Genomic DNA, 26,801 nt, shown 5'->3' with positions numbered 1-26,801 from the left:
CGATTATACTTGCATATGTATTTTATATGCATGCGTACATTGCTGACAAGCATTATCAATTATTATTCTTCACAAGAAAAAAACGACCTGTTCTCACAGGTCGCTTCTTATCATTCTTTTCATAAATATATTCATTCCTTAAGCTTTTGGAGCGATCATCTTCGCCGGGTCTACGTACTGATTGAACTGCTCTTCAGTAAGCAACCCGGTTTGCAGTGCTGCTTCTTTTAGAGACAAGCCTTCCTTATGCGCAAGCTTCGCTATTTTTGCTGCATTCTCGTAACCGATATGCGGGTTGAGTGCAGTAACCAACATTAGCGAGTTGTTCAGGTTATGTTCAATCTGACCCAGATTAGGCTCGATGCCTACTGCACACTTATCATTAAAGGCAATGATGGAGTCTGCAAGTAGTTGTACCGATTGAAGGAAATTATAGATAATCACCGGCTTGAATACGTTGAGTTCAAAATTACCTTGGCTCGCAGCGAATCCGATCGCTGCATCGTTACCCATGACTTGTGTAACCACCATCGTTAACGCTTCGCTTTGCGTAGGATTAACCTTACCTGGCATGATGGAGCTGCCTGGCTCGTTCTCAGGAATGCTAATTTCACCCAGACCACTACGCGGACCACTCGCAAGCCAGCGTACATCGTTGGCAATTTTCATGAGATCCGCTGCAAGCGCTTTTACTGCACCGTGTGCGTAAACGACCTCATCATGGCTTGTGAGGGCATGGAATTTGTTCGGCGCGGATACAAAATCTTTACCTGTATGTTTGCCAATCTCTTTGGCTGTGAAATCACCAAAGTCCGGATGTGCATTAATACCCGTTCCTACCGCTGTACCACCGATCGCAAGTTCCTTCATGTATTGCGCACTTTCGCGGATCATGCGTTCACTCTTCGCGAGCATCGCTTCCCAACCGCTAATTTCCTGACCCAATGTAATCGGAGTGGCATCCTGAAGGTGAGTACGTCCAATTTTAATGATATCTTTGAACGCTTCGGATTTATCCGCCAACGTTTTCTTCAGTACAGCGATCGCTGGCAAAAGTTGATCTTCAACAGCAAGTACGCCTGCGACATGCAGCGCTGTTGGGAACGTATCATTCGAGCTCTGGGACATGTTGACATCATCGTTTGGATGAAGGCGTTCTTCCTTACCCTTTTGCTCTAGCAATTGGTTACCGAGATTAGCGATAACTTCGTTCACATTCATGTTGGATTGTGTACCACTACCCGTTTGCCATACTACAAGCGGAAAATGATCGTCAATTCGCCCAGCGATGATCTCATCGGCAGCGTATGCAATCGCATCGGTTTTGGCAGCAGACAACTTACCTAATTTATGGTTACTCGCCGCAGCGCTTTTCTTCAAAATAGCGAGTGAGCGGATAATTTCCATTGGCATATGTTCGAGCCCAATCGGAAAATTCTCTTTACTACGTTGGGTTTGAGCTCCCCATAATCTGTCAGCAGGTACTTTCATTTCTCCAAGTGTATCTCTTTCAATGCGGTATTCCACTTGCTTTTCCTCCTCCAAAAAAATGGTCTGGGTTTTCTCAAAAGTGGGTGTATCTATATATGTTTAACTAAAAATGATTTACACTGACCACTACGATGACAGAACAACCTTCCGATCGCTGTTATCCCCAGATTTTTTTGATTCCTCTTGTCAAGGGGAAATCCGGGGATAAAGGCGAACGCTTCGCTTCTCCACGTTATTTCTGTCCTCTTCGTTCTAGTGTAAAAGTTTAGTTAAACCCATATAGCCATAGTATACATGAGATAAGGGTTAATTTTCACCTTTTCGACAAAATTGTAAGCGTACCGCAAAACGGGCGTGGCATTATTTTTGAGCAGGGATTGGGTACAGGCGACTTGTCTGTTCAAAGATCTCTCCGGCTTCAAGACCAATGAGCCCGATCTCTTCTGCAGAAGCCCCTTTCACATTCGGTGCATTGACAAGATTCATCTGAGGCTCAGGACAGAAGAAGTTATCCTCCATATTGTTGTTCCAGATCATCCAGTGTTTGTAGGACGTACCTACATCATAAACCAGCTTGTGACCTGTACGATGATCCGTCAGTTCCATATAATTACGTCCATTTTGTGGTACAGCCGTATAGTGGTTGTCCATCGCAGCAAAAAACGGACTCACGCCTTCTGCCTTCAACTTCTCTTCATCCGGTGTAAGCGGTTGAAATTCACCTGTAGGCAAGGAGCGTTCATTCAACTCACGTCGCTGTCCAATCGTAATTTTGGCTGTATAATCCGAACGCTTACTCGCTGAATCAAAAGGTACGCTAATCGCTGTATGGAAAGCAAATAAATTAGGCATACGCTTCGTTCCGTTGTTTCTTACTTTTAATTGTTGTTGCAGTCCATCTTGATTCAATGCGTACCTTAGTGTCACTGTAAACGTAAACGGTAGATATTTATGGAATGGGTGTCCCTCTTTCACTTCCTGAGTCAAAAGAACATAGCTCTCCAGCTCGTTAGCTCCATATCCCTCCACGTTCCATTCCACATCGTGCAGAAAACCATGTAGATGATTGCCCGTTGCTGGTTCGTTTACAGGAAGTTGATAGATTTCACCGTCCCACGGAAAGCGTCCATCCTCATACCGGTTGGGAGGAGATAGAATTGGAATACCGTACACCGCAGGTGCTGCTCGGAATGCATCCATATTGTTCAGGTCAGGCTCCCGCAAATAGCGATGCCCCTGCTCTGTATCCCGATAAGCTACAAGGTTCCCTCCTACACTCGGGATAACTGCCGCTTCAAATTGATTAAAGCGAAGCCATACAGCGGGGATGCCGCCAAATTGTTCTTCAACCGCTTGATTCTGATGTGTCATTGTTATATGTACCTCCTGTGCATACTAAGGTTTATACTATACGGCTCGAATATATCATGACTTGGCGCAAAATACCAATCTATGATATAGAACACATCCATCAACGAACGATCCATGACATATAGAAAAAAGACAGCAAGCATCCATCGCCGCTGCCTTAATTCGGTTATGTTTTATTATTTATTATAGTTTGTGTAGTCTAATCTACATATTTCCCATGATCCGGTACAGTCGTTTCTTCAAAATCAAGATCCAGCTTACGCAGTGATTCACTTAGCATCTCTCCAGTAAGACAATGGCCATGACCTGTAACGACCATGCTGGGTTCAAGCTGTCGAAGCTGTTGAACGGATCGATGAGCTGCCTGCCAATCAGTCGTAAAGTATGCGGGTGGCCCGTGCAACTGTTTGTCCTGAAGCAGCACACTCCAGAGCGATTCCTGCTTCACAGAGATAATGGCATCTCCTGCAATAAGGATACGATCCTGATCCCGGAAAAGTGAGATGTGACCTGGCGTATGTCCTGGGGTATGCACCCATTGCCATCCAGGAGCTCCCGGAACAGAATGATCATCTGGCAAACTGAAAATCCGATCATCCAGATTAATCGCTTCATTCGGGTAAGCAAAGGACAATCGTGCCATTATTCCACCACCAACAGTAGGATCAGCAGGCGGATAGTCTTTCAGCCCCGTCAAATAGGGGATTTCCTGCGGATGCGCATACACGGGTACGCCCCAAAACTGTTCAAGCTCAATGACGGTACCTACATGGTCGAAATGCCCGTGGGTCAAAATAATAGCAGATGGCGGCCCGCTGAATCGCTCTGCTGCAACTTCAACAATATGATCAGTGAACTTCGCCATTCCCGTGTCCACGAGTACCCATTTCCTGCTTCCTGGTTCACCGATGAATATCACATTCACAAATAGTGTACGCATGCTGAGGATATCGTGTGCGACTTCTTCAAGACCCGTCATTCCTGATGTAATCAGATTGTCAGATGCCATTCACGGTTACCTCCCATTCAGGCGGATTGTCCCTCTATACTCGATGCTTCTGTCGTAGACTTCCCTTTTCTGGCATTTCTATTCCATATTCAGAAAAATAAACGGTGTACACCCTTTAACAGGCATACACCGTCTAGTATAATCAGCGTGATTTCATAATAGAACCAAAATATATGTTCATGTATGTTATTGCAATTATGCAGGATAAGCATCCAGCGCAGCATCAAGCAACTGATTGTAGAGATCATCATCATTCTCCAACAGCTCGTCCATCCGAAGCAGTTCTTCTTCGTCTCCGGATTGCTCGGTGAAATGAAGACTATAATCCCAATCCTTACCGTTTTTGCTCATAAAGGTAATCTCATAATGTGACTGGGTTCCTTCTGCCTTGAAAACGGTATTCCCTACATACAATTTTTCATCTTCACGGCGCATTTCAGCGCGAATCACTTCAATATTCACTCTCGTTCTCTCCTTTAATCTCTCATCTAGAAAGGTTCTCCACATTTTATGGTAAACCTGGTTTGGTAATTATTATTGGTTAATTGTACAATATATATCGTAGCAACGTATACCTTATTCAATGAAGGAGCTTTTATAATCCTTACATACCCGTAATGAGGGCTGTATCAGCCAACGAGGGCTACGACAAATTATGATTACTGGAGGAGAATATAGCATGAACAATTTCGAAACAAATCTACAGCAGTATGCGGAACTGGCCGTAAAAGTTGGAGTTAACGTCCACCCTGGGCAAACACTTGTGGTGAATGCACCAATCACTGCAGCACATTTTGTTCGTCTCATCGTAAAAGCAGCTTATAACACAGGTGCCAAACTGGTCAAAGTGAATTGGAGTGATGAGGTTGTTACTCGTCTTCACTATGATCTGGCTCCAGAAGAGTCTTTCTCAATCGAGCCTAAGTGGTTCGCAGCTGAAATGACCGAGCTTGTCGAAGAAGGCGCAGCAGTCCTGCACGTTATCGCCGAGAATCCGGATCTCTTGAACGGAGTCGCACAGGAACGAATCGTGACTAGCCAGAAAGTTCGTGCCAAAGCGCTAGAAAAATATCGTGCATTGCAAATGGCAGATAAGTTTAGCTGGTCAATTGTTGCTGTTCCATCACCAGAATGGGCCGCTAAAGTCTTCCCGGATGTTCCGGAAGCTCAACAAATCGATAAATTATGGGATGTCATCTTCAAAACGGTTCGTATTGGCGAGCAGGACGCTGTCGCTGAATGGAAAACACATCTGCTCAACCTTGATTCCCGTGCGGATCTGCTTAATCAGAAGAAGTATAAGAAACTTCACTACACAGCTCCGGGAACAGACTTGACAATCGAACTTCCAGAAGGACATCTATGGGTTTCTGGTGGCAGTGTCAATGAACAAGGTCATGTGTTCGTCGCTAACATGCCTACAGAAGAGGTATTTACCGCACCTTTAAAATCCGGTGTTCATGGTACCGTTCGCAGCACGAAACCACTTAGTTATGGCGGTAACCTGATCGATGGCTTCTCCCTTACCTTTGAGAATGGCCGAGTTGTGGATTATACCGCTGAACAGGGTTACGACGCTCTCAAAAACCTGGTCGAAATGGATGAAGGTGCTCATTATCTAGGCGAGGTTGCTCTCGTTCCTCATCAATCACCGATCTCCGATACCAATATTTTGTTCTACAACACGCTGTTTGATGAAAATGCATCTAACCACTTGGCAATCGGTAATGCCTATGCTTTCTGTCTTGAAGGCGGTAAATCCATGTCAAAGGAAGAACTTATTGACGCTGGATTGAACTCCAGTCTTACGCATGTGGACTTTATGATTGGATCAGGAGAAATGAATATTCACGGCGTTACTTCGGAAGGTTCAGAAGAAGCCATCTTCCTGAACGGAAACTGGGCATTCTAAATCTCTGCGAATCTCATGAGAGAGGATAACTTCCTCTCTCTTCCTTTGTTTATATCGATAAATTTAACATTGAATGCAAGGTTCTGGTATAAAACAATAGATAAAAACTACTTTTAAAGTTAGGAGACAATCAGATGTTAACATTTGAACAAAAGCTAGATCGTTACGCAGAGCTCGCTGTCAAAGTAGGAGCAAACGTACAACCAGGACAAATTTTCGTGATTAGTGCCATGATCGATACGGTTGAATTTGTACGTTTGTTGGTACGGAAGGGGTATGAAGCAGGTGCCAAAAAAGTAATCGTTAAATTCAGTGATGAAACTGTAAATCGACTACGTTTCGAGATGGCTCCGGAACAATCATTCCAAGATCCTCCGAAATGGCATGCTGCTGAGCTTGAAGAACTTGCTGCAAACAACGCGGCATTCTTAACTGTCCTGTCATCAAGCCCTGACTTGTTGAAAGGAATCGATCCAGAACGTATTTCGACGCATCAACGAACCTATGGTCAGGCACTTGCTAAATACCGTCAGTATCAGCAGGCAGATAAAATGAGCTGGACAGGTGTAGCCTGCCCTTCACCAGACTGGGCTGCCAAAGTATTCCCTGATCTGCCTGCCTCTGAACAGATGGAACAGCTATGGGAAGCTATCTTCGCTGCCGTACGCGCTGATTTAGAAGAGCCTATCCAAGCTTGGGAACAGCACATCGAGCGTTTAGAGCACAAGGCTGTTGCCCTTAATAACAAAAAGTATCGTGCACTGCACTTTATCTCACCTGGTACGGATCTCACCGTTGAGCTTCCAGAAGGACACATTTGGGCTCAGGCAGGAAGCGTGAATGAACGAGGTACTCCTTTTGTAGCTAATATCCCAACAGAAGAAGTGTTCACAGCTCCAGCAAAACACGGCGTTAATGGTACAGTATCCAGCACGAAACCACTGAGTTATGGTGGAAGCATTATTGATCGTTTCACGCTGACGTTCGAGAATGGGCGAATTGTTGATTTTCATGCGGAGGAAGGACATGATACGCTTGAACGTCTGATTAATATGGACGAAGGTTCTCATTATTTGGGTGAAGTTGCGCTGGTACCTTACCACTCTCCAATCTCTGAAAGTGGCATTTTGTATTACACAACACTTTATGATGAGAATGCTTCCTGTCATCTTGCAATTGGTAGTTCATACGCCTTTAATATCGATGGTGGCAAAAAAATGTCCCCAGAAGAACTCGCAGCTCGTGGTATGAATACAAGTATTACTCATGTCGATTTCATGATGGGCTCACCCGAGACAGACATCTATGGAATTACAACAAGTGGTGAACGTGAAGCGATCTTCCTGAAAGGTGACTGGGCTTTCTAATAGGACTCATGCATTCTAGCAACAACATCTATAGGTAAAACTACAACAAAAGACTGCTTAATCAACCATAATTATGGTTAGATTAGGCGGTCTCTTTTTAATATTTTTCGTTCAGTATGTAAAACGATGATATTGTTAGACTTCCATATAATGCTGTAAAATGAAATGATACCAATGTTTGTAGATTCTTCACCAGAAAGGAGAACATCATGGCTAATCGGCTCCAATTACTTTTAGCCTCAGATTTCCATAATTTGAGTCCAACACTTCAGGAAGAAGTGTATTATGAATATTATAATATGGTACATGGTCTTATCGTTTATATCATCAAAGAGCGTGCCGCTGCTGAAGATATCATTCAGGAAGCTTTTATCAAAATCATTAAAAACAAACCTCTTTTCGAGAGTGAAATAAAACTAAAAGCATGGCTTAAGGTCGTAACACGAAATACAGCCATTAATTATTTGAGAAAAAATAAAAATAACCGTAACCAACTGGATACGGATAGTGTTTTTATAGATATGGAGACGATTAATCAGACTTCAGCTTCTGTCGAAACCACAGTTGAAACACAAATGATGCAGGAATCTATTGAATTTTACCTCAGCCAACTCAAACCTGAATATCGTGTTCTGATCGAGATGCGATGGAAAGACGGACTCTCTTACCGGGAGATGGCTGAGATTTTGAATACATCGGAAGAGATTGTTAAGCAACGGTTATTCCGTGCTCGGGGAAGCATTAAGAAGCAACTACATAAGGAATGGGGTGGCAGCATTGAGCAAAGGCAAATTAGATAAGCATGATCACGAGTCATACGAAGAGCTAGAAGATGACTATTTTGATGATGCCTTCGATTTAGCTTTTGATGAAGCATTCCGACGGGCTGCTTCAACTCCCCCTACCCCTAGTAAGGAACAAACCAAGAACATGCAGGAATCCTGGCTTAATGTGCAAACGGAGATTAATAAAATAGGTAAACGCAGAAGACGAAAACAAACCTTCTGGTTATCTGGTGTTGTGGCAGCTTCCGTTGCCTTAGGCGCATTGTTGTTCAGTGTGCCTGCCGGTACACAGGCCGTATCCCCTTTTATGCAAACGATAAAAGATTGGGGAAATGGAATGAAATCCATCGTCATCAAAGATGGTACGGAACAGATCGTTGGGAAAGATCCTTCAACGGCCAGAACTCCTCCACCACCTGAACCAGGCATTGAGGATGCTCCTACAATTACCATCATTGAGGGTGCTGACCTGCCTGTTGAATACGACCGTACATTTGGTCCTGTTGAAGTCACTGAAGAGCAGGCTCGTTCAGGTTTTCTTGGCGATTTTCTCTTATCCAACGCCATTCCTGAACGATTCACACATGTGAAGTTCGAACTGCTCCTAGAAGATCGTGAGGAAGATAGCGAGCAGTCGAACTCGTCTGATGACAGAGACTATGAGTCAGATCATATGCGTGTGCGTTATTCTACTTGGGTGAATGATAACGAAGAAGAAGTCATTCAATTTGATTATATGTGGATCCGACCTGGTCAAGTTGATACAGCACCCGTGTTACGTGAGACGAATATGGTTCGTTTGGATGATGGCAGCGAAGCACTTATAGCAATTGGTCCACCGTATAACACGTTCCAATGGATGATGGGATCAACTAATGTGAGCATGTTTGGTACGATTAACAAAGCGGAAATGCTAGCTATTGCCAATGATCTGCAGAAGCAAAGGTTTCCTTCGACCAGTCGTTGATCACAATAATTGCTAGAACAATACCGTGTCAGATATATGTGTTGTCTTCTCGGTGTCTGATCCGTCCATTGCGGTATGCACACTGACTACACGATAGTAGTAACCAGATATAACGGTCCAATTGGAATTAGCCTTTAACACATTTGTATTACTTTTCGTTGATGTACCTGAGCGATACGTGATCCAAGTGGATCCGTCCCAACGTTCAAGACGATAATCCACTGCTAAATATTTCATCTGATTATATGTTGCCGTGTTGGTATACACATGAACAGAAAGTCCACCTGCTGGAACGACCGTGCCATTTGCTTTATAAATATGTGTTAATTGCTCCAAGCTCTGAATGCTTTGCGTCTCTGGGGGCGGTGGGGTCAAAGCTCTTGGTTTGACAACAGACCTTTCTGAAGCTGCTTGAAGTTCTCCGTCAGTTATGGTTAGGAATACAGGTAAAGTCAAAGCTACTGCCAGTGTAACTTTAAGGATTGCATTCAAACGCTTGTTTAACATCTGGCTCATCCTCCATTTCATTATATGAATAAATATGGATATCCATATTTGATGTTACGAAGTATACCGATCATTCGTTTCAAACTGAACATTGTGAATTTTACTTTCCTTCTCCGGCAAGGAGGTATGTACTACCTGTTATACTAACTAAAGAAAAACCGTACAGTGAGTGAAAACACTGTACGGTTTCTTACTTTTATAGGATAGAGATAACATGAGTATGAATTCTACTTCTACTTCTAGAGCTTATATCAAGCCCCTTCTTCCTCCACTAACATCTCTAACTTAATCACATTTACACGGGAGATTCGTTTGTGCTCTGTCTCCTGGATTACGAATAGATGCCCGCCGTACTCTACCGATTGTCCCACCTCAGGCGGAATTGTCTCAACTCGGGAGTATAACCATCCACCAATCGTATCATAATCCGATCGATCCATCTCTAATCCGAAACGCTCACTTACTTCTTCAATCAGCATAAGCCCGTCAATCGAGTATTCCATCTCATCCACTTGTTCAATCGCAGGACGTTCCTGATCGAATTCGTCCTGAATCTCACCAACGATCTCTTCCATAATATCCTCAAGCGTTACAAGTCCCGAGGTGCCTCCATACTCATCAATCAGAATCGCAATTTGCGTCTTACTGCGCTGCATGCGTTTGAGCAAGTCACTGATTGGTGTTGAATCAGGCACGGCAAGAATTGGACGAATAACTGAGATCGTATCGGTCAACTGAGATTTCATCAGATCTTTGATGTGAATAAAACCGATGATATGATCCTTGTCACCGTTATATACCGGATAACGGGTTCTCATGCTTTCACTGGCGATTTCCAGATTCTCCAGCATCGACTGATTGGCGTTCAGACAGATCATTTCCGTCCGCGGAATCATAATTTCACGGGCGGTCGTTGCCGTAAAATCAAATATATTATCAACAAGCGCCAATTCAGTATTGTCAATTAAACCGCTCTTATTGCTTTCTTTCATGAGAATGCGTATTTCATCTTCGCTATGCGCTTCATCTAACTCGGAGGCCGGTGCCATCCGGATTAAACGCAACAGGCTGTTAGCCATTCCATTTAAAGCCCATATAAAGGGATACATCAATTTGTAGAAAAACGTAAGCAGTGCCGCAGACCATAACGTGACCGTCTCCGATTTACGGATTGCTATCGTTTTGGGAGCAAGTTCCCCGAGTACAATATGCAAAATCGTAATAATTACAAAAGCAATGGCAATCGAAACGCCATGCACGTAGACAGGACCTAACCCAAATGCTGTAAACATTGGCTCAAGTAAGTGAGCGATTGCTGGTTCTCCCAGCCACCCAAGTCCTAGTGAAGCTAGCGTTATCCCTAACTGACAGGCAGATAGATAAGCATCTAGATTACGCACAATGTTGGAAGCATAGATTGCATTTTTGTTGCCTGATTCCACCAAAGCTTCGATGCGGCTGCCGCGAACTTTTACCATCGCAAATTCTGCCGATACGAAGAAACCATTCATTAATACAAGTACACCGATTAATACTAAGTTTATAATACTCGGTAAGGGGTCACTCAAATGTTCATCCTATTCGCCGTTATTCTTCGGCAAATAGGTCCACCTCCTTCGAAAATGTAGGATATTAGCCATTCTGCCGCTCATATGCAGTTTCAACTTCCCAATACTCCCACCTCCGTCTTATCGTGTCGAATAACATGGATATGCTTCTTTTATTATATAACTCTAAACTACACAGTCAATCCGTGTCCTATGACACTGAAATGACGTAAACTAGCTTTTTCTTTTACAAATAACATGAAAACGCCATTTCTTTAACATATTTGATTTCAAGTTCTTATTAAACTTTATTCGAATCTACCCCATTCTTCGATGTACGATCCCAGCGCCAGCGCGGCTCTTTGCCTGCCTCGTTCCTTAATCCGCCGAACCAGGCTTCTTCTCTTCGAAGGCTTGCCCAATCCACTTCCTCATTTAATACCTGAATTCCAAGAGGGGTTAAAGAGAGAACGGCATTCCGAAACTCATCACTATGCTGCTTGAAATCAGGAAAGCTCGTTTCACCAGTTAGCGAAAGTAACGCATACGGCTCAGATGACATTCTGCGCAGATGAGCCCAATACTCCAAATCCCCATCCCAAGCCAATGAAGTTGGTTCCCAACATGCTTGAATAGTGGATACGGGCGATTAATCCCCTCTCTGATTGCTTCTAAAGTCGTCTGTTCGATGATTCCCAATCCATTCGTGATTGAAGGTAGTCGGGACAGATGCGCCTGAAATGCAGTATGTGCAAAGGGATACGCTGACGTATCCTTGGTCAAGAACTCCATATGATCCTGGATGTTCGGTGAAGTATAGGCTTCCCAGAACAAACGCCCAGCTTCCATCTCTTCAGCCCCTATGACATGCCATGTCCCGGATAAGCGACCAATTTGTTTAGGTGTGAGCTGTCCAAGCCCTCGGAAGTGTTCAATCTCGGGATGAGAATCTATGCATAACAGATGCAAGGTCGTATCTCCGAGCGATTGTCCTTGGAAAAAGTGTAGCAGGTACGATAGCATCGTTTGATCATACAGGTCATACTCAAACCAGAAAACAATCTCCTTTTCGTTATGCAAAGAGTGAAGTTTCTGTTCCAGCTCGGCAATTTGTAAATAAACGGATTGGGGGATACCTAGCTCATGTTCTAGATAGGCTGCACGTCTACTTCTCCCCTCCCGCTCCGCCATGTCCCGATAGACAGGGCCAAATGGATATAGCTCTCTCCAGACAAGAACGTCCCCTGAATTCCACTCTGTCTGATACGATCTGCTGCATGGTCGCCATTCGTAATATGAAGCATGTCTTTTCCTCCTTCATAGAGATTGGTAAATACGGAAGTTACGTCAACCACAGGGATGTGGCGTCTAAGTTTTTTGCGGGCATCAAACAATCTTTTTTTCAACGCAGAGACAGATACATTCAAAAATTCCGAAATTTCGTTCAGCGAGTACCCTTTGAAATAAAACATATCTACAACAAGCTGCATCGATGAGGGCAGACTTCCAATAGAGTCATATAACATGCGATTTTGTTCCTTTAGCAACAATAGCTGCTCGGGATCATTCGTCTGCTCTTCCTGGTGGATATGCGAGAGCTCTTCTACGGGAATGGTGACATGCCGTTTACGTCGCAACCAGCGGTAACACTGCCGCTCTACAATCACTTTGAACCAACCAGGAAACGCTTCAGGCTTGTCCAATCGAGTCAGATTTGCAAACGCCTCAGTGAAAGCTTCCTGTACAACATCCTCAGCCCAAAAATCGTCCTTAAGTATATGGTACGCCACAGCATGAGCCATTCCCCGGAATTGCGTAACCAGATGTTCATATGCATCAGGCTCACCGCGTACAGCACCTTCAATCCATGATTTCACTACTAATCAGTTCCTTCCTTATGTCGAACGTATTAAATCTCCTGTTTATCAGTCTAAACATGACGCATCTTCCATTCCAATGCCCATGTCTTATCTATAAGTGCCACTACCTGATCATAAGGTTACTTGGTTGAAATAATTTTATTTAACCTTACCTTTAGTTCAATGGTGGATTCAAGTTGAGAATATACCCTAAATAAAAGGCTGCTTTTGAACATAGCATTTGAACTACATTCAGAAGCAACCTATGGAGAACTATGTTCTAGGTATGTTACTTATCGTCCTATATGTTAAGGACTAACGTCTGCTCGGTGCTTGTGGGTAGTTACCAATAACACCAGGATATTGATACAACAGCGGCTCATCAAATGTCGCGTAGTCGAAGTTAACCATCAAGAGCATAATACGTCTGCCTGTTTTTGGATCACTAATGATAATATGGTCACGACCGGCAGCTTCAATAACACCTTGGAAAATCCGCGCATTCCATTCTTTGTTGCCTTCATACGTCATATAGAATGTACCGAATTTACCCAGATTCAGACGCAGGATATTCTCGATGTAGGATTGTTCAAACTGAGGAGCAGTTGTTGTTACAACAGTTCCTGTAGGTGTCATTGGGCTGCCACTGGAGACAAGCGGCGGAACAGATGTAGAGCTTGGTGACACCATTCCTGGTGTTGGGGACATAGAAGGTGCTCCGTTACCGATTTTGTAAGATGCTCCTTGTACTTGCGAATTCGCTTGTTGACCCATTACCTGTGTTGGCTGATAAGGCTGATTAATCATTGATGATTCCTCCCAAAAATTAATTTCTTAATAGCGTTAGCTTAATCAAACACATACTAATAAACCTCTGGACAGTCATCCCCTGTAGGACTAAAGAAACAATGTGCTTTGAAACGACCCGTATTTTGCTGGTCATACCATGTTGGTGGGCAATCACCTACAGGGCGGAAAAACCATAAGGCATTGCTTGCTGGCCAGATACGCTCCCCGTTAATCACGCGCTGGGCTAGACGAATCTCGGACTGTCTTGCTCGCTGATAAAAGTATCCCTTCTGTGTAGACTCGAAACCACCAGGGTTCTGAAACACCATGCGATTGATATCTCGGATATCCCGAAAATCCAAGCAGTCCACCAGTACACGGTTTACGCCAACGTTACCGACTAACAACATGCCTTGTTCGCCGTCACCCTCAGCCTCTGCTCTCAACAGCCTAGCAAGCAGCTTGACATCTTCTGAGTTGGCTTTGATTACAGCCATGATCTGCTTCCTCCTCTGCATCAGCTCTTCATCACCGTATATCGTATTGTGCAGGAGCCTATTCGGTGACACGATGATATCGGATTTTCACAAAAAAAAGCCCGGAACCTCAGCACGTGTGAGATTCCGGGAGATCCAATTTCCTATATAACTCGCCTATTTAAGGCTTGGCTTCCACCCAATAATCATAAGCATGTACAATATTACCTTGATAGGCTTGGAAGTTAGACAGAAGGTTTGGCAACAAAGCTAATTGACGTTCCATCTCTGACGCGCCTGCCTCATAAAAAGAAATATGCTTGCCTTCATGATTCTCCTTAATTTCAACTGAAATCATTAACGGTTTGCCTAATCGATCAGCCATCTCCATCTCCTGGCTAACGACGGCGGCGATACCGTTGGAACCTTCAGCTGTATTACGGAATGCCATAAGTGAGACATGATCCAATGTGTCAATCATAAATTCAGTGACCGAGACGTTCTTGCCTGGCAGTGGAAAAGTATCGAGCCATACGGCCAGATCTGCACTCGTTTCCAAATTTCCATATTTCTTCGTTTCTTCGTGAAAATAAGCAATATTGCCTGCCCACTCGCTGAGCAGCTTATCCTGATCTGATTGCCATTCAGGCAAGGTGTAGGGCTCAATGTCCAGATGAATCCCCTTAAACTGTTCATCTGGTTCAACTTCAGCGTTGTAATTGCCGACATAATCAATTAAACGCTGAATACGTGGGCGATTCTCGGTTTTTCCCCAGATGGGATGGCCGCCCATGGCATGAATCTCGATCCCTTGAGCCGCAGCACGCTTCACAAATGATCGGTAGCTAGAGTAAGGCTGCTCCAAGTCAAGGCGGACATACAAAAAGTTAATACTTTTTTCTTTTGCAAATTCGAGAATATGTTCCCCGCCATCGTTAGTTACCTGAGAAGCCTCCCAGATGTAAGTTCCACGAATTTCGGGTGGACTAACCGGATTCTCAGGAGCAGGTGCCGGTGCGGGTTCATCTTCTGGAGCTAGCTGGCTCCAATATACAATGTCATGTACTGCTGCTCCAGCATAAGACGTATGGTCACGAAACGAATCTGCTACTTCACTCAACACGGCTTCAAGCTCGGCTGTTCCTTTATCTGCAAAAGTGGTGAATTCTTCACCGGGCATCGGTTTGGTGTTCACCCAACGGTTACAGACACCTCCTGGGCATCTGCCTCGTTCATATCTTTTTCAATTAAGCGAATAATTCCGTTATTTCCTTGTGCAGTATCTCGGTATACGAGTAAAGTAATATGATCAAACCGCTCGATGAACCAGTGCGATAACGTTTCGTTATCTGCATCTTCGGTTGTCCTTTTCCCTGCTACTGTATACGAATTGAGCCAAAAAGGTAAATCCACATTCACCTGAATGTTTCCATTTTGTTCTACTTGTTGCTGTAACAACGTCATATTATTCATCCAGGATTGCACTAACGCTGCCGTATCCGTTTTCCACGCTGCTAGAACATAAGGCTTAACATCCAGATGGATCGCATCGAACCTTTCTGCTGCTTCCACCGCAAGATTATACTCACTCACCCAAGAAGCCAGTCGAAGCATAGGGCCCTCACGACCTTCAATCGCCCAAGATGGATCCCCTCCGAGTGCTTCAACGGCAATACCCGCTTTAGTCGCTTTGGCAATGAATTCACGGTATATCTCTGTTGAAAGGTTCATATTCACATTTACATAGAGTCTATTAATCTTATGTTTAGCTGCATTCGCAAGCAGCTCATCTCCTCCGTCACGGATCGAATTCGCCTGCCACACCCAGGCAGCTCTAACATCAGGGCTAGCCTCAGCAGTCGATTCAAAGCCAGTCATTATGATCCCTCCAATCAGCAATAAGAGCCAAAGTACTTTCCGGGATGATTTCCCGAACATAAACTCCCTCCATTCCTATACTGTTGTAAAATCACATTCATTATAGCAACCGAGTTATTAAAATCAAATAAGCCCAAGTGCTTAACTTGGGCTTAAGTACGCTATTGAGTGACGGGAAGTACCTGATTAAATAAATCCCGGTTTTAGTCCTCATATATCATTTTTCGAGTCATGCCTCCGTCAATAATCAGGTTGGTCCCTGTGACAAAGGTATTGCTCGGATCCGACAAATATAAACATGCGCGGGAGATATCTGAAGGGATGCCCACACGTCCTGCAGGATGTTGTTCATGATCTGCTTGTTTCAATTCATCGACGTTTCCTGTTTCAATCCATCCGGGACTGATACAATTGACCCGAATATGATCTTTACCCAGTGAGACCGCCATAGCATGTGTAAGTGCGACGATAGCTCCTTTGGATGCTGCATAAGCTTCCGTTTCAGGCTCAGACATCGATGCTCTTGTCGATGCCATATTGATGATGGCACCACCATGTTCATTTTTCTTCATATGCTTCGCTGCTTCACGGCTTGCAAGAAAGGTGCTTCTTACATTGGTATTAAGCACATCGTCCCACTCGTCTACCGTAAGCTCGTAAGGAGATTTCCATCTAGCGACGCCTGCATTGTTAATCAATATATTAATGTGATCGAATGCCTCCAGCGTTGTGTTGATCAGGTTCGTAATTTCCTCCTCTTTCCGAACATCACACTGAACAAAGATGGCTTCGCCTCCTTCATTACGTATGGAAGCCGCCGCTGCTGCGCCCTCTGCTTCCTGGTAGTCTGCCAATACTACTTTTGCGCCTGCAACGGCATAGGCCTCCGCCACACTACGCCCAATCCCCTGAGCTGCTCCTGTCACAACGACGACTTGATCTGTGAATGACATAACTATTCCTCCTCTATAATCTATGAATTAGGATGACCCTTATCGGACAAACATATGTCGAATGAAGGCATCAGGATTTGGAAAAAGAATCTCTCTTATATATAAAAACACGTTTACCCTGTTAAGAAACGCTTGTCCACCAAAAAGACATTAAAAAAAGCTTACGCCACGATGGCGCAAGCCAGTCGAATTATCCGTGTACACGCTCTGTATACCGTCGATTGTTGCGCTCAAAGCCTACATAACGTGTACCCTTGAAGGAAAGACGACCTTCATCTCCCTCCGAGCATAGACCGTACTCTTCGCCTCTCACTTTGAATTCAAGACGATCCCCACTCTCCACTTCAAAGGTGACGTAATACAATGTACGGGCCGAACTGCCGGATTCAGCGTGCGACTGACTAACCTGCATTCTCCTGCCTGTAATTCGTGAAGGAACCGTAAGTAGTGGTTCGGTATTGTTACGTCCCCATCTCAACACTTCTTTGCCCACGGATAACAATACAATGCCTATAATCAGTACAAACACAATTGGAAAGACCGTTCCAAACAAATCAAACATCCAAGATGATTCAATGCCCATGTCTCTCCCTCCGTTCATAATCTTACCTAGGAAAGCCGAAGTCTTGACCTGTTTCAGTAATGTATATGCGGCCAAGCATAAAACTTGTTCATTGGATTAAATATTTGAGCAACAAAACGGAAAGAACCGAAAAATGAACCTAAGCGTTCATCTTTCGGTGAGGTTAACTTATAACTGGAATATCAGCAATATGAACATGAATTGGGGTTTGGTATGACTTAATATGATAAGTCGCACGTTCTGAAACCCTTGGTTTGAAGTACAATGTCCCGTTTTTTAGCGATACTGAAGCGACCAAAAAGTATATATCCTCGTACATGTTCAATTCTTGAAACACACATTTCCTTATCTCTTGACTGACTGAATCGTGATATTCAATGATCGCCTGCGACTTCTTATTGAAAGGCCGAATTTGATATGTTACTTTGGCGCTGAATTTATTGGTTATCTTCGAGATATGTGTAATTTCGATCTCACTGCCTAATTGCTGTAACAGATCGTGAGTATTGCTCACCATATCCTTCTGATCATCGTCCAATGCTATTTGGTTCAATACTTTTGCGAACAGATCCGTCATGAACTGCTCTTTTTCTTGATCCGTTTTACGATTAAATACGGTTGGAGAGACATCCACATCACAATACTTCATCCATTTTTCCGTTGGTCTACTCGACTCTGCTATTGTATGCTCCTCAAGGAAAGGACTTAGTACAATATATAGATGATCATAACGTCCCGTAATGAAGCCCTGCTCTCTTAGTTTTCTCGCAAATCTGGTGGAGATGTGATGAATCTCTTGATGTACCTCATATATGTTTCCTGCATAGGGGGGAAGAGGTTTGTTACGTGTTGGCTCCTCAAATAGTCTTATATCAAGGATTAACTTCTCTTTCATATGTTCACCTCTAGTTGTTGTGTGTTGTGTTAGGCTTTTTTTTACTTTTTGAATAGCTTCTAATTCTTAACGGGTCCACCAAGGTAGTCACTTTTGCCTTCCCAAGCATTAATCAAGTGCGTCCACCATTCTAGTGACACTGATCCCAGATGTATCTCAAATGCTGACAGTGTCAACTTCTCATCGCGTAGAATATGATTCTGAATATCCTCCAAAAGACCTACGGATGCTAACACTCTAACATCCCTGTCTCCTTCAGTATGTAGAAGTTCTATGGTTTCAAATAGCTTCTCAAATTCATCGGTTTGTTTGTTCTTATACAGAGCAACAATATGTTCAGCCAGATCAGACATTTCCATATAAAGCAGCCGTTCTTCGCCTTCTTCGTAATTTTCTTTCATATAGTTCTCTGATCGTTCCTTGTAAGAAGGACAACTATCAATTAACAGGTGCATAACCATATCTAGTTCAATCATCTGCTTCTCCCACTCTGCGTTTTTCTTTGTGCTTAACGACGATATACGAATTTTGGCAAAAAGGAAGCCAGGTTCTCCATAACCCTTCCAGCTCACGAAATGAGATTTTTCTATTATAATGCGCTTCGTTACAATTGATGGTGTGACTTAATGAATCTACTAAATAAAAATGCGTTTCATCATAACCTACAACTGGAACAAAATGCAAATATCGTTGCTTTGGGTTTACTCGAATGAACATAATCACAGGGGTACCTAGACTTATTTGCTTCTTCAACGTGTCGATGTCTCCACGTAGGTAAGATGCATCATACCCCAGTCTTTGGAAAAAGACAATAATCCCCTTAGGACTAATGGTTCCATCGAGCAATTTCCTCGGATACTTCTCATATAACTTCTGACCATCAGCGTCGACACCAAAGTTTCTCAGAACGAAAGCACTAGAAAATGCTGCACATTCATAATGATCTTGCATTGGCATTTCGTTATTAGATTCGATACAGTAAGCGTTCGGGATGGCCTGAGTATCTATCTGATCTTTCCTCGGAATCTTATAATAATACCAGATCACGACAAGTACGATGATGAGACCTAGTGACATAGGTTTAGCTCCTTGTAAGTAAGATTGATACTCATCATGTCATCTTCTTAAAGTCATTTTTAATTAAAGCATAGATGACGTTATCTACAAATCGGTTCTTCCAGTAGTAATTATCCTTTAATAATCCCTCTGCTTGGAAGCCCACCTTCTCAAGCACTTTTCTAGAGCTGACATTCTCAGGTTCAACAAAGGCTTCGATTCGGTTTAATTCAAGCGTAGTGAACCCGTACTCGATGATCTTCCCTAAAACCTCTGTCATAACCCTTGACGCCAGTATTGTGGAGTAAGCTCATACCCGATTGCCGCTTTATGATGATTCTTCGCCCAACCGTGAAACCCACATGTCCCTACGACTCGGTTGTCAGACTTCAAAGCGATCCCCAGCGAATCGCCTGCGTGTTCTCGAATCTATGATGCCAGGTTTGAATGAGCTTCTCTGCTTGTTCAATATTCGTAAAGCTCTCCACATCATAATATTTTGTCACCTCATCCAGAGAAAAGGTTTGAAATATATCATTCGCATCATCATGTATGATCTGTCTTAATACAAATCGTTCTGTTTCTAATTCAGGAAACGTGGACATAAGCTCTGCTCGTGCTTGAATTAGCCATGGATGTATCAATTTTAGCTTGGAACGATTATCCCACACCTGATTCAGATAAATCAGAATGCCTTCATTTAATTTTAACTCATCCACTTTGTACCTAGCTTCAAGTAAGTATTGGTGATCCCCTGGAAGCTCCCAAGAAATTTTGTCTGAAATGAAGAGAACCTTGTCCATAAGAGAGGCTTCTGCTTTCAAAGTTGTGTGACATTCGATTGCGTCTAATATCTCTAGATCGGTAATGTTGAAGAGTTGCCTCGCCATAGCTTTGGATAGCTTCTGATGTACGATACGACCATAGCTATACTCTTCATCCATGATTTCTATAGAGAGTTTCTTCGCTAAATCCAACATTACAGCAACAGGAACAACATTGCTAATATCGTGAAGCAAGGCAGCCTGTTCAGCTTTTACAGGATCAGCTCCATAAAGCGTAGCGACACGTTTGGCTTCTGAAGCAACCGAGAGTGTATGTGCTAGAGTCTCATCATCCTCATGCGCTGCAAAAAAGGCTTCGATGTCTTTCTTGAGATCACCTGTAAATTGCATGTCCTTAAGGTATGTTTGGAGAGCTTCATTCATATTGAGATCCACCTTTACTATGATTTCTACTATTCCTACTCATTTGTTCATTACGTTCTTAACAGAACAGTAATTCCTTCTTTCAGATCATTAAAAATAGGTCTCTGCACAATATTAATGTCATTCAGGTCAATGTCTTCAATGCTCTTAAACATAAGCTGCAAAGATTCGTTCTGTGGGTCTCTATATGTGAGATTAATCCCATCCTCAGCGAGGCTGCCTTCTAAGTCAGCTTCCACATTAAATAAGAACATAACAAATACAACTTTATTACCGTCAGGATATGTATACTTCATTCGCTCTCCAGTATATATAGCGTGTAAATGATATTGCTTAACCGTAAGCCCCGTTTCTTCTTTTACTTCCCTTATCATAGTCTCTTCAATGGTCTCACCAGTTTCCATTCCGCCGCCAGGTAATCCCCAATCACCATAATCCGATCGTCTCTGTAATAACACTCTTCCATAAGAGTCTTTGATAATGGCTCCGCCTGTAACAATAATATTTCTACTCATCGTTTCAGTCCTATTCATGGTTAGGATATGTGCAATACGTATTTTACTTGCGTTTTATTTTGTCCCTGAATCGTTTCAGTCTTTTCTGTAACTGGTACAAAGCCTCTCTTCGCATAGAAGGCTCTGCCAACCTGATTATCTTTGCCTACCCATGCAAATAATTGATGAATAGGTTTTAAGAGTTGCATGTATTCCTGTATAAAATCATTGCCGATTCCCATTTTGTGAAAGTCAGGTCTTACATAAATTCGTAACAACTCAAACTCCTCTTCATTCACTTGTCTGGTCTGAGCATATCCAACAGGTTTCTCATTGTATTCAGCGATTAAGAAACTTCGTTTCGTACTCTGGCTGTCTCTCTCAATAGATAAACGTAAATTTTCATTAGAATACGCTCTACTAATAAAATCACGAATGTACTCCTCAGCGTAGATTTCGCCGTAAGTATACGTCCATGTCTCATGCGCTATGGATTGAATGTAAGGGATGTCCTCATTTGCAGCAAACCTGATTTTAATCATAGGCTATCCTTCTCCCGGATTATAGTTTTAGGAACACTCAAACACATGAAAAGAAGTACCTTTGCCATAGCCATCCTTCACCTCATGCAGCTGAACATGGTGAAAATCGTTAGCCTTAAGGAGCTGCTCAAACTCTTCAATATCATAAAGTCTTACAGAAAAATCCATAATCTCTGTTTTTTCGATGGTATGATCTTTAATCAGTTGGTACTTCAATCTCGTGACAAGTGTTGACTGCTCCTGGTCATAATGCACTTTTTTGTATAGAACAATACGTTCATCGTTCAATTGCTTTTGGCTCTCTTCTCTCCATTCTGCAATCTCCTCAATCTCGTTACCTTTTAGCATGATCGTTAATAGAAGACGTCCATCTTCCTTTAGTGCAGATCTCAGATTAACTAAACTTGGTTGGATCAGTTCAGTGGGCAACAACGAGAAAGAGCCAAATGGAATCATGATTAGATCGTACTGACTAGCTGCAACGAACTCTTCAATCTTATGGAAGTAGACTTGCGGTGCTAAGTTTAATGCTTTCCCCTTCTCCCTACACACCTTAAGCATATCCTCTGAAATATCAAATCCCTCGATGTTAATGCCACGTTGCATAAAAGGAATCAGCATTCTCCCATTTCCACACATCGGTTCAAGTACACGAATATCTTCTCGATCAGCAAAAGAAAGATAGAAATCGAGCTCCCTGCCTTCTGCGATTGACTTATCCACTTCATACATTCTCGTACACAGCTCACCGTAGTAGCTCATTTTCTGTTTTGCTCCTTTATGAGGGTAACTTCACTTTATCTTACTTATGATCTGTATAACTTTTGGATGCACATGGACTAGGTAATCATCAGGCGTATTTTCGTCAATGAAAAGTGCTCTAGTCTCTTCACCTTGATATTCAGCATGTTCGTATGCAAATAACTTGAATCGGATATGATCTAGATCCGAATTCTTAGGTAGCACAATGCAGCGATACGTAATACGATCCCTATGTAAGATATGCATCAAGTCCTGCAGATCATTCGGTCTGTACCAGTATACGGTTTCGTTCTCTACGAATGAATTCTTCAGATTAAACACGTTCTCTTTACTTTTTATTCTAGTGCGTTTTTCAATATAATCTCGATCCTCCGGAAAAGCTGAAAAGTTGCATTCAAAGTAAGGAAATAATAAATCATGTTCTGTATCTATAAATTGAGAGAGAATATTCGCCTCCTCTTGAATGGCTAAATGGAAATGGTACAAAGCTCGCTCTGAATGCTCGTATACTGGCAACTACTTCACTCCTGCTCTATTGTTTAGTCAATCAATCTGATATATCTTTTTATAGTTTTCTCGCCTTGATTACAAAGGTTACCGGAAACATCGTTGCTCTTTTTGCAAGATTATTCTCATCACCGTGCAGTTGAAGAATGTCTTGATCTGTTTCTTCGATCATATGCTCAATGACAAACCCTGCTGCAGCCAGCGCATTGATGTAAGTGGATAGCGTGCGATCAGATAAGGTTAATTCGCCCTGAACATCATCAGGATTGACCAGATACCATGATTCATCATGATAAGGTTTGTTCAATACGAATCTATTATTGTCTTCAACCATACATCTATGTACAGGGTGGGACCAACTGAAAATGAACACTCCGTCTTTTCTTAAATACGAAGCGATTCTCTTGAAGGTACCTTCAAGGTCGGTTGTCCAGCCGATTGCATAAATTGAATAAACGATGTCAAAGTAGTCACTTGGAACGCCACATTCTTCTTCCATCGGAGAACAGATTAAAGTCGCTGAAAGACCGCAAGTTATTAGATGCTGCTCTGCCTTCTCAATTTGATTCTTGGACATATCCATTCCCCATAGCTCAGCAGCCTGGCGCTCTCCCTGGTATTGTAGAGATTGGCCATTCCCACAGCCTATTTCTAACAACTTTTTGCCAGAAACATCGCCGAATAACTGATGTTTTTCTTCTGATACAAATGCTCCATATAGCGGAAGTACGATTGCTTTTAAAAAGTCATTTCCTTGGGTGTCCCAATATATGCTGTTCGTTTGGTGCACAGTCTGCTTATTCACCTAATAACCTCCTATTTCTTGGTACTAAACTCTTGAACATACTTTCTCGAATCGTGTATCTTTTTATTTCTATGAAATAGAGAATCTAATAGCTTCCAGCTGCTGCGCTTTAACAAACGCTTTCTCCAAAAATGCTTTAATGGATAGCTCTTCATAGTCCCAGTTCATAGGCTCTAGTGCAGTTGCACCCATATAGCCTGTGCCCGCAATTTGATTCATGGTTGTAGCCCAATCAATTGAACCGTCGAAAGGCAGTCCATGCTGCTCACGACTTCCATTATCATCATGTAAATGAACTGCCATTAATCTGGAACCATACATAGATAACAGATCTTTGCCAGGATAATAGCGATAGTGGTGTCCACAGTCATAACAAAAGCCAATCCGCTTGGAGTCCACTTGATCTAGTACCTGCGTCAAATTAGTAAAGTTTCTTAAATTCTCAAACGCAACATTTACATTAAATTGCTCCGCTTGTTCTGTTATTCTCTTCATTCTCTCTACCCCCAATGTATTGTAGGGATGGTCTTCACTCGGTAAATGTACAACCATTGTTGGAATTTCATACTCGTTGCAGTCCACGATACATTGTAAGTAACTTTTGGTAACGCTCTCTCCGTTCAGATTATCAGTCCAAAGATCATGTTCATTATGTATTGGTGCATGGATGTTCTCAATGACAAGTCCTGCTTCTCTTGCAAGCTGCGGCCCGCTCCTGTAGTCGCCCCGACCAAAATGTTCACTCCACCATAATAGAACACCATCAAATCCAGCTTCTTTAATTAACTTATAACGCTCCTTCATCGATACTTCATACCCAAACCAATCATAAATCGTAATCATACATCTCTTCCTCTCTTCAATTAGACTGAATGGTTGTTGTCACTTTTTTATTAAAGTATAGGATCGTACATGCCATTAAAACTGTAGAGATACTCATTGTCGATTCGGATATAACCTAAAATACAATGATTCCTATTTCTTCTCACGATGCCAGAGTAGTTCTTGTTATCCTTGTTTCCCTCGGCGACCAAAATGACATCATCGTGAAGTTCAAGCACAATTCCTACATGATCATGCGAGTCATCAGATAACAGTTTCTCATATATAACGATATCTCCACGTTCAGGTATAAAGTTATGATCTTGATCATGGTGAAAAAAACCTGTCTCGGGTAACTGCGACCATTCCAACAGTGCACCTACTCCAGCTAAACGGTAGTCTGCATTGGGGTAACGGATCGGGAGAACAATTCCAGATAACATACAGCAATGATACACAAACGCTGCACACCAATTCCCTTGTAAAACCTTATGTATATCTGGATCTGGCCAATACTGACAAATTTCACGGTATCGTTGATCCCCCGGGATGCCAACAATAACTTGTCCCGCTAACTCTTCCGCTATCTTGGCTAACTTTTGACGTTTATCAATGAAATCGCTGTGAGTACAGCTATCCGTTGCTGTTATCTCATCTATTTCTGTATGATCGACAGAGATGGATAGTTCAGTGAGCGTGTTTACAAGCCTTTGTGCAAATGCCTGCGGTACAGGTTGGTTAATATGTTGGACATACGCTTGAAGGATAATAGCATCCTTGATAATTTCACCATAAGGGTCGTGAACCTGCTTGAGATGATCTTGGTAGAATACTGCACGTAGAATACACCGTTGCTCTTCCTTGGAGAAGGTCTGCAAGTCTCTTAATAAAGGTCTTAAGGTATCAGCACTGTTCACGCCAGGATAATGAGCAATGCCCGTTTTGTAATAATAAAATTGGTGCAGCAGTCCTGCGATGGCACTAATTTCAGTCTCAAGTCCTCTTTTCAACGCAAGGATTGCTGCATAAGACGATACTCCATACAGTCTTACGGATGCTTCCTGTTGTCGAATAGGGCTATCCATATTAAGTATCATTTCATTCACAAGTGTACGGATCTGATCCATCCGTGACGTTACGATATCCATAGATTATCCCATCCCTAATTAATCTACTGTAACGGCATAAATGCTACTTTCCATATGTTGTTCTCATCTTTGATCATTTGAAAATATGATGTGGCTCCTGCCTCTTTCTCATATTGTATATATCCTTCGTACTCATCTTGATGGTAAAATTCACCTTGTTCAATAATTCTAAAATTAGCTGTAATCTGTTCTTTATTACCACGATCCTTTTCAGGAATCTGTTGATCTTCCACTCTTGACCAGGCAACATAACCTTCTCTTTGGGTATACAAGGAATAAGTAACGTCATAATCACCCTGGTAACTTGAGTAAACGTACATTTTTGCAACACTCATGGGATCTACATTCAACAACACGGATTCATCTAACCCATCTTTTAATTGCTCATAGATTCGCTTCTCATCTTGTTCTAATTCAAAAGATAAACTAGACTGCGGAGTAGCGTCATTGCATCCTGTAATAATCATTGCGCAAAAAGAAATAAAAACTAACACATATTTCATGATTAGCTCCTTCTTCTCATGTTATGACGGCAGAGAGACCTTTTACCTGTCGATACGCGTTAGCTCAGTATCTTTTTCATATCTACTCTGGTATATGTCTTCTCGTAGCTTGTACCTTCTTCGTTGTAATAAATTGCGTCTTTGGAATACGGTGCTGAAATTGCATGATATCCGTGATGAGTAATAAGTTTAATCATTTTGGGATTTTCAATGGGATCAACACTCACATACATCTCTGTATAACCTCGCTGCTTGGCAAGATGTTCTCGATACTTTATCAAAGCTGATCCTATGCCGTTCCCACGATACGTCACTTTCACATATAAATCACTTAATTTCGGAATGCGCTCTCCTCTTAATTTTAAAACGCCAAAGCCTAATATGATATGATCTGTCTCAGCAACGACCAGTACTGCGTGTTGTTTGTCTTGTTGTGTTAGATAAGTGATGAAAAGCTCTTTGTTATTCCGAATTGAGCAAAGTCCGTCTATATCGTTTACAGTAGCCATCCTTACGATGTATTGCATCAATGACACTCCCTGCGTTCCATACCTGCTTATTTATA

The 26,801-nt window shown here is 42.6% G+C and carries 32 protein-coding genes and 1 pseudogene; 4 read left to right on the top strand and 29 right to left on the bottom strand.

The genetic code is table 11. From position 1 onward, the window contains the following. Window positions 1-138: 138 nt before the first annotated feature. From fumC to DMB88_RS15860, 4 genes are all read right to left on the bottom strand, one after another. Entirely contained in the window at window positions 139-1,527 is a 1,389-nt protein-coding gene (gene fumC / locus DMB88_RS15875) for a class II fumarate hydratase (RefSeq protein ID WP_128102148.1), read from the bottom strand. 324 nt (window positions 1,528-1,851) lie between these two features. Continuing rightward, window positions 1,852-2,862, bottom strand: a complete 1,011-nt coding sequence (locus DMB88_RS15870) for an aldose 1-epimerase (RefSeq protein ID WP_128102147.1) — start codon at window positions 2,860-2,862, stop codon at window positions 1,852-1,854. A gap of 199 nt (window positions 2,863-3,061) precedes the next feature. After that, window positions 3,062-3,871: an MBL fold metallo-hydrolase gene (locus DMB88_RS15865; RefSeq protein ID WP_128102146.1), complete on the bottom strand. Its 810-nt coding sequence runs from the start codon at window positions 3,869-3,871 to the stop codon at window positions 3,062-3,064. 195 nt (window positions 3,872-4,066) lie between these two features. Continuing rightward, window positions 4,067-4,333: a hypothetical protein gene (locus tag DMB88_RS15860; protein ID WP_174715294.1), complete on the bottom strand. Its 267-nt coding sequence runs from the start codon at window positions 4,331-4,333 to the stop codon at window positions 4,067-4,069. Window positions 4,334-4,550: 217 nt separating this feature from the next. Between DMB88_RS15860 and DMB88_RS15855 the strand changes: the two genes are divergently transcribed. The 4 genes from DMB88_RS15855 to DMB88_RS15840 all read left to right on the top strand — a co-directional run bounded on the left by DMB88_RS15855 (window position 4,551) and on the right by DMB88_RS15840 (window position 8,902). Then, on the top strand, window positions 4,551-5,783 hold the full coding sequence (locus DMB88_RS15855) for an aminopeptidase (RefSeq protein ID WP_128102144.1): 1,233 nt from the start codon (window positions 4,551-4,553) through the stop codon (window positions 5,781-5,783). Window positions 5,784-5,917: 134 nt separating this feature from the next. Continuing rightward, window positions 5,918-7,150, top strand: coding sequence for an aminopeptidase (locus DMB88_RS15850; RefSeq protein WP_128102143.1), 1,233 nt, complete (start codon window positions 5,918-5,920; stop codon window positions 7,148-7,150). Between the two features lie 209 nt (window positions 7,151-7,359). Continuing rightward, complete coding sequence (locus DMB88_RS15845) at window positions 7,360-7,950, top strand: RNA polymerase sigma factor (RefSeq protein WP_128102142.1); 591 nt, start codon at window positions 7,360-7,362, stop codon at window positions 7,948-7,950. Beyond that, the gene (locus DMB88_RS15840; RefSeq protein WP_128102141.1) at window positions 7,928-8,902 is read left to right on the top strand and encodes a hypothetical protein; all 975 of its coding nucleotides are present in this window, start codon (window positions 7,928-7,930) and stop codon (window positions 8,900-8,902) included. Before DMB88_RS15845 ends, DMB88_RS15840 begins: the two co-directional genes overlap by 23 nt. A gap of 12 nt (window positions 8,903-8,914) precedes the next feature. Here DMB88_RS15840 and DMB88_RS15835 read toward each other — a convergent pair whose 3' ends face one another. The 25 genes and pseudogenes from DMB88_RS15835 to DMB88_RS15725 form a co-directional block, all read right to left on the bottom strand. Further along, the gene (locus tag DMB88_RS15835) at window positions 8,915-9,409 is read right to left on the bottom strand and encodes a hypothetical protein (RefSeq protein WP_128102140.1); all 495 of its coding nucleotides are present in this window, start codon (window positions 9,407-9,409) and stop codon (window positions 8,915-8,917) included. A gap of 251 nt (window positions 9,410-9,660) precedes the next feature. Further along, window positions 9,661-10,977: a hemolysin family protein gene (locus DMB88_RS15830; protein ID WP_128102139.1), complete on the bottom strand. Its 1,317-nt coding sequence runs from the start codon at window positions 10,975-10,977 to the stop codon at window positions 9,661-9,663. 280 nt (window positions 10,978-11,257) lie between these two features. After that, the gene (locus DMB88_RS31745; protein ID WP_302476273.1) at window positions 11,258-11,383 is read right to left on the bottom strand and encodes a hypothetical protein; all 126 of its coding nucleotides are present in this window, start codon (window positions 11,381-11,383) and stop codon (window positions 11,258-11,260) included. A 101-nt stretch (window positions 11,384-11,484) separates the two neighbouring features. Then, window positions 11,485-12,147 carry a DUF1835 domain-containing protein gene (locus DMB88_RS31250; RefSeq protein WP_254438195.1) on the bottom strand — a complete coding sequence of 221 codons (663 nt, stop codon included), beginning with the start codon at window positions 12,145-12,147 and terminating at the stop codon, window positions 11,485-11,487. Continuing rightward, window positions 12,105-12,833: an RNA polymerase sigma factor gene (locus DMB88_RS31245; RefSeq protein ID WP_254438194.1), complete on the bottom strand. Its 729-nt coding sequence runs from the start codon at window positions 12,831-12,833 to the stop codon at window positions 12,105-12,107. Before DMB88_RS31245 ends, DMB88_RS31250 begins: the two co-directional genes overlap by 43 nt. A gap of 297 nt (window positions 12,834-13,130) precedes the next feature. Beyond that, on the bottom strand, window positions 13,131-13,523 hold the full coding sequence (gerQ, locus tag DMB88_RS15820; RefSeq protein WP_254438647.1) for a spore coat protein GerQ: 393 nt from the start codon (window positions 13,521-13,523) through the stop codon (window positions 13,131-13,133). 155 nt (window positions 13,524-13,678) lie between these two features. Continuing rightward, on the bottom strand, window positions 13,679-14,101 hold the full coding sequence (locus DMB88_RS15815) for a cell wall hydrolase (RefSeq protein WP_128102137.1): 423 nt from the start codon (window positions 14,099-14,101) through the stop codon (window positions 13,679-13,681). A gap of 160 nt (window positions 14,102-14,261) precedes the next feature. Continuing rightward, a complete protein-coding gene (locus tag DMB88_RS15810; RefSeq protein WP_128102136.1) occupies window positions 14,262-15,275 on the bottom strand; it encodes a hypothetical protein in 1,014 nt (337 codons plus the stop codon). Then, window positions 15,272-15,958, bottom strand: a complete 687-nt coding sequence (locus DMB88_RS15805; RefSeq protein ID WP_128102135.1) for a hypothetical protein — start codon at window positions 15,956-15,958, stop codon at window positions 15,272-15,274. The genes DMB88_RS15810 and DMB88_RS15805 overlap by 4 nt, the downstream gene beginning before the upstream one ends. A 203-nt stretch (window positions 15,959-16,161) precedes the next feature. Next, window positions 16,162-16,911: an SDR family NAD(P)-dependent oxidoreductase gene (locus DMB88_RS15800; RefSeq protein WP_128102134.1), complete on the bottom strand. Its 750-nt coding sequence runs from the start codon at window positions 16,909-16,911 to the stop codon at window positions 16,162-16,164. A 190-nt stretch (window positions 16,912-17,101) separates the two neighbouring features. Further along, window positions 17,102-17,494 carry a DUF2500 domain-containing protein gene (locus DMB88_RS15795; RefSeq protein ID WP_128102133.1) on the bottom strand — a complete coding sequence of 131 codons (393 nt, stop codon included), beginning with the start codon at window positions 17,492-17,494 and terminating at the stop codon, window positions 17,102-17,104. A gap of 163 nt (window positions 17,495-17,657) precedes the next feature. Beyond that, on the bottom strand, window positions 17,658-18,389 hold the full coding sequence (locus tag DMB88_RS15790) for a hypothetical protein (protein ID WP_128102132.1): 732 nt from the start codon (window positions 18,387-18,389) through the stop codon (window positions 17,658-17,660). Window positions 18,390-18,448: 59 nt separating this feature from the next. Then, complete coding sequence (locus DMB88_RS15785; protein WP_128102131.1) at window positions 18,449-18,865, bottom strand: DUF7674 family protein; 417 nt, start codon at window positions 18,863-18,865, stop codon at window positions 18,449-18,451. Beyond that, window positions 18,858-19,466, bottom strand: coding sequence for a cysteine peptidase family C39 domain-containing protein (locus DMB88_RS15780; RefSeq protein ID WP_128102130.1), 609 nt, complete (start codon window positions 19,464-19,466; stop codon window positions 18,858-18,860). Before DMB88_RS15780 ends, DMB88_RS15785 begins: the two co-directional genes overlap by 8 nt. 34 nt (window positions 19,467-19,500) lie before the next feature. After that, a pseudogene (locus tag DMB88_RS32050) lies at window positions 19,501-19,838 on the bottom strand (GNAT family N-acetyltransferase). Next, the gene (gene yqeK / locus DMB88_RS32045; RefSeq protein WP_174715293.1) at window positions 19,835-20,653 is read right to left on the bottom strand and encodes a bis(5'-nucleosyl)-tetraphosphatase (symmetrical) YqeK; all 819 of its coding nucleotides are present in this window, start codon (window positions 20,651-20,653) and stop codon (window positions 19,835-19,837) included. The pseudogene DMB88_RS32050 and the gene yqeK overlap by 4 nt, the downstream one beginning before the upstream one ends. A 50-nt stretch (window positions 20,654-20,703) precedes the next feature. After that, window positions 20,704-21,168, bottom strand: a complete 465-nt coding sequence (locus tag DMB88_RS15765; RefSeq protein ID WP_128102128.1) for an NUDIX domain-containing protein — start codon at window positions 21,166-21,168, stop codon at window positions 20,704-20,706. A 20-nt stretch (window positions 21,169-21,188) separates the two neighbouring features. Beyond that, window positions 21,189-21,689, bottom strand: a complete 501-nt coding sequence (locus DMB88_RS15760) for a GNAT family N-acetyltransferase (protein WP_128102127.1) — start codon at window positions 21,687-21,689, stop codon at window positions 21,189-21,191. Between the two features lie 27 nt (window positions 21,690-21,716). Next, complete coding sequence (locus DMB88_RS15755; RefSeq protein WP_128102126.1) at window positions 21,717-22,451, bottom strand: class I SAM-dependent methyltransferase; 735 nt, start codon at window positions 22,449-22,451, stop codon at window positions 21,717-21,719. Window positions 22,452-22,481: 30 nt separating this feature from the next. Continuing rightward, window positions 22,482-22,967 carry a hypothetical protein gene (locus DMB88_RS15750; protein WP_128102125.1) on the bottom strand — a complete coding sequence of 162 codons (486 nt, stop codon included), beginning with the start codon at window positions 22,965-22,967 and terminating at the stop codon, window positions 22,482-22,484. A 49-nt stretch (window positions 22,968-23,016) separates the two neighbouring features. After that, on the bottom strand, window positions 23,017-23,763 hold the full coding sequence (locus DMB88_RS15745) for a class I SAM-dependent methyltransferase (RefSeq protein WP_128102124.1): 747 nt from the start codon (window positions 23,761-23,763) through the stop codon (window positions 23,017-23,019). 69 nt (window positions 23,764-23,832) lie between these two features. Beyond that, window positions 23,833-24,606: a sugar phosphate isomerase/epimerase family protein gene (locus DMB88_RS15740; RefSeq protein ID WP_128102123.1), complete on the bottom strand. Its 774-nt coding sequence runs from the start codon at window positions 24,604-24,606 to the stop codon at window positions 23,833-23,835. A 50-nt stretch (window positions 24,607-24,656) separates the two neighbouring features. Beyond that, window positions 24,657-25,733 (bottom strand): CHAP domain-containing protein, encoded by a 1,077-nt coding sequence (locus DMB88_RS15735; protein ID WP_128102122.1) that lies wholly within the window; start codon window positions 25,731-25,733, stop codon window positions 24,657-24,659. Between the two features lie 23 nt (window positions 25,734-25,756). Then, complete coding sequence (locus tag DMB88_RS15730) at window positions 25,757-26,236, bottom strand: RNA polymerase subunit sigma (RefSeq protein WP_128102121.1); 480 nt, start codon at window positions 26,234-26,236, stop codon at window positions 25,757-25,759. Between the two features lie 59 nt (window positions 26,237-26,295). Then, window positions 26,296-26,763 carry a GNAT family N-acetyltransferase gene (locus tag DMB88_RS15725; protein WP_128102120.1) on the bottom strand — a complete coding sequence of 156 codons (468 nt, stop codon included), beginning with the start codon at window positions 26,761-26,763 and terminating at the stop codon, window positions 26,296-26,298. Window positions 26,764-26,801: the final 38 nt, after the last annotated feature.

Origin of the sequence: Paenibacillus sp. DCT19 (assembly GCF_003268635.1) — a bacterium.
Classification (GTDB): domain Bacteria; phylum Bacillota; class Bacilli; order Paenibacillales; family Paenibacillaceae; genus Paenibacillus.
The sequence above is the reverse complement of the archived record's forward strand: the minus strand, read 5'-3'. Positions and strand labels throughout refer to the sequence as shown.